This is a genomic window from Sphaerisporangium sp. NPDC051017, from assembly GCF_040683095.1.
Lineage (GTDB): Bacteria > Actinomycetota > Actinomycetes > Streptosporangiales > Streptosporangiaceae > Sphaerisporangium.
Map to the genome: position 1 here is coordinate 1 of NZ_JBFBCI010000140.1, position 2,662 is coordinate 2,662.

General features: G+C 61.6%; 5 protein-coding genes. All 5 read right to left on the bottom strand.

Going from position 1 to position 2,662, the window contains the following annotated elements; genetic code table 11:
• Window positions 1-89 precede the first annotated feature (89 nt).
• A complete protein-coding gene (locus tag AB0M95_RS40835) occupies window positions 90-542 on the bottom strand; it encodes a hypothetical protein (RefSeq protein WP_363777120.1) in 453 nt (150 codons plus the stop codon).
• Window positions 543-765: 223 nt separating this feature from the next.
• On the bottom strand, window positions 766-909 hold the full coding sequence (locus AB0M95_RS40840; RefSeq protein WP_363777123.1) for a hypothetical protein: 144 nt from the start codon (window positions 907-909) through the stop codon (window positions 766-768).
• Window positions 910-1,229: 320 nt separating this feature from the next.
• Window positions 1,230-1,898, bottom strand: a complete 669-nt coding sequence (locus AB0M95_RS40845) for a transposase (RefSeq protein WP_363777126.1) — start codon at window positions 1,896-1,898, stop codon at window positions 1,230-1,232.
• 60 nt (window positions 1,899-1,958) lie between these two features.
• Window positions 1,959-2,204: a hypothetical protein gene (locus tag AB0M95_RS40850; protein WP_363777129.1), complete on the bottom strand. Its 246-nt coding sequence runs from the start codon at window positions 2,202-2,204 to the stop codon at window positions 1,959-1,961.
• A gap of 28 nt (window positions 2,205-2,232) precedes the next feature.
• The gene (locus AB0M95_RS40855) at window positions 2,233-2,466 is read right to left on the bottom strand and encodes a hypothetical protein (protein ID WP_363777131.1); all 234 of its coding nucleotides are present in this window, start codon (window positions 2,464-2,466) and stop codon (window positions 2,233-2,235) included.
• Between the last annotated feature and the right edge of the window lie 196 nt (window positions 2,467-2,662).

Here is a 2,662-nt window from a genome sequence, read left to right on the forward strand (position 1 = left end):
TCGCTTTGGGGGAGTCCGCGACCATCGGTCTCTCGCACGAAGTGATCATTCCACAAGATTCACAGATCGTCTAGATCAAAGATTTCTGCTTAATAGATTGGAGGTGCTGGTTCCTCGGCGTAATATTTACGCATCATCGCCATATCCAGCTCCATCCCTGCTGGCTCACGGTAGTCAATCCGCTTGATCGAATCTGAGAGCACCTGATAGGTGAATGCCTCTTGCCAGCCATAAGTAGACCAAAGTGGTGCTGCCGCGAAAGTGTCGACCTGTTCGACATCCTCATCCGAAGCCAAGATCTTTGCTTTGACTAAGCGCTTCACCTCTGCCCTGGCAGCATTCATAGGGATGTCTGCAATGCGGGATAATCTGCTGGCCGCCACATCCTCTAGCTCCCAATCGGATAGGCTAACCAAGAACTCGACCAGTCGTGCATCCTGCAGGGCCGTGCCCTTATATAGTAAGCCTTCCCGTGGACTGTGAAACTGAAAATCCTGTCCAACAGCCTGAAACTGTAGGTCCAGTGCATGACGTACTTTCACATTGCCTCCTTGGTGGAAACCCACAAGCCCTTCAGCTGCAGATGCGGACTTAATTTTGCAAATTAGAGATTTAATGCTAGTTGTGCTGGAAGACAAATGGTGGGCCCGGCTCACGCCTGAGCCCACCATTTGCGGATTGATCAGCCGCCCATAGGGCGGACGTCCGAACGGCTATTGCAACTTGGGTACTGGCGAGCCAGGTACTTCAGTTGCACAACGCGAATTAGCCCTGCTGCTTCGGGCCGCCGAGGCACTGCACCTCGGCCAGGTCCAGGCGGAACACCTCAGGGGTCTGCGCCTCCTCGCCCTCGACAAGGTTTTTCACGGAGCTCTCGCGGATAGCCTCGACGGTCTCATTGGCGGACATGACAAACTCCTTTCTTAGGGAAAATCCCTCGGTTGAGGGCGGTACCATATTCTGTTAGCTTTGCTTCTGCTGTCAAGGGTGGATATAGAAGTAGTTGGTCTGTCACACTGCAGTAGGCATTCAGCGCTGATGCATTTCGGTGTTACGTGATCGCGGTGTGTGATCGTTCTTAGCTGCGAGTTGTCGCGGAGCAGGCGGGTGTGGGATGGGGTGGCATCCAGGCGCGGCCGACAAGAGCGTCACGGATCGCGGTCATGACGTCTGGGTCTTGGCCGGGCGGACCGCGTTCGGCCTGGTTGTTCGTCGGTGGAATCCGCAGGTCATCGGCGAAGCGCAGCACGTCGTCCTCGCGGTCGCGCAGCACTTCCAGCAGGACGCGGCCAACGGGCTGGGTGACGGTCCCGGCCGGGCCGGGAGGCGGCGAACCTGCGACATGCCCACCCGCACCCGTGCCGGAAGCTGCTGATCCATATTCGCTTGGTGCCCGGGTGAATGGCGTCCTTGCCCTGCTTGCGGGCCAGATTCGCGGCGTGGATGAGACCGCGCAGCGCGGTCTGGATCTGAGCCGGTCGGCACGCGCCGGGGTAGGTCTCGGCGCAGTTCTTCATGATCAGGCAGGAGGTGAGCCGTGCACAACTGGTGGTCGTGCTCGCCGAGTCGGCCGAGTCGTAATTCTGGTAACGGTCATGCACGATGACGCCGGTCAACTCTGCGATGACGAACTTCTTGAACGTGGCCATGTCCCGGTCGAGCATGTAACAGGTGAACAGATCCGTGCAGGCCACGAGCAGGTACGTCTTGGCCTTCTTGGGCCCGGCCCGGATCGGCGTCTCATCGCAGCACACCACGTACGCGAGCGTGAGCAGCGCACGGATGCGGGCATTGGCCGATGCGACCAGGTCCGCGGCACGGGCGATCAGGCCGTGCACGAACCCCGCCGACGGCTTCGCGCTGGCCGGCGAGGCGACCAGCTCGGCACAGCGGTGCACCGGGGATCGCGTACGCGACCATCAGACACACACACCACGCCTGCAGATTGACCCCGAAACTCACCGGCTGGGCCGGCACCCCTCGGGGCGGGACGCGGTATGCACTCTGCCGCACCGGCAGGCGATCGTGTGCAGGTTGTGCTGCAAGGGGCGGGCACTCACCAGCGGGATCTCGATCTGCTGATGCCGCGCGGTCGCCCCAAGATCGGCCGCGCCGGCCAGGTCGGCCCCGCATCCGCAGGCCCCCTGGGGAAAGCGCTCGGCCATGTCCCGCTCGGCGACCTCATCGGACCAGGCCAGGCTCACCCCAGCAGCGCCCGGCTGCTTGCCAGGCTTACGCTTCCCGCCCCATGGGCCGCAGTAGAGGCATTGGGCTGCTTTCTATCAGGCATGTCATCGGCCGAAGGCGGCATCCCGAGTTATCGCTGTTGCGCGAGATCAGCCGCTCCAACCGCGCGACCCGCTCACGCAGCGCGGCATTCTCCTTCTCCAGGATCACCGTCCGCTCGGCCAGAGCGCGCGCAAGAGCGATCAGCTCCTCACGCGACATCTCCTCCAGGCCGGGCACCCGGCAATCACAGCATGCCGGAGATCAACGATCAACCTGAGCAACGTCACACCAGCAAGCCCTCCGTCACCGAACGCGCATGATGTGAATGCTCACCCTCGTGGAGCCACGCCGTGCCCACGGGGGAGTGGATGCACCTCGCGGTGGTCAACAACGGCCAGGCGACGGTGATGTACGTGAACGGATCCAAGATCGC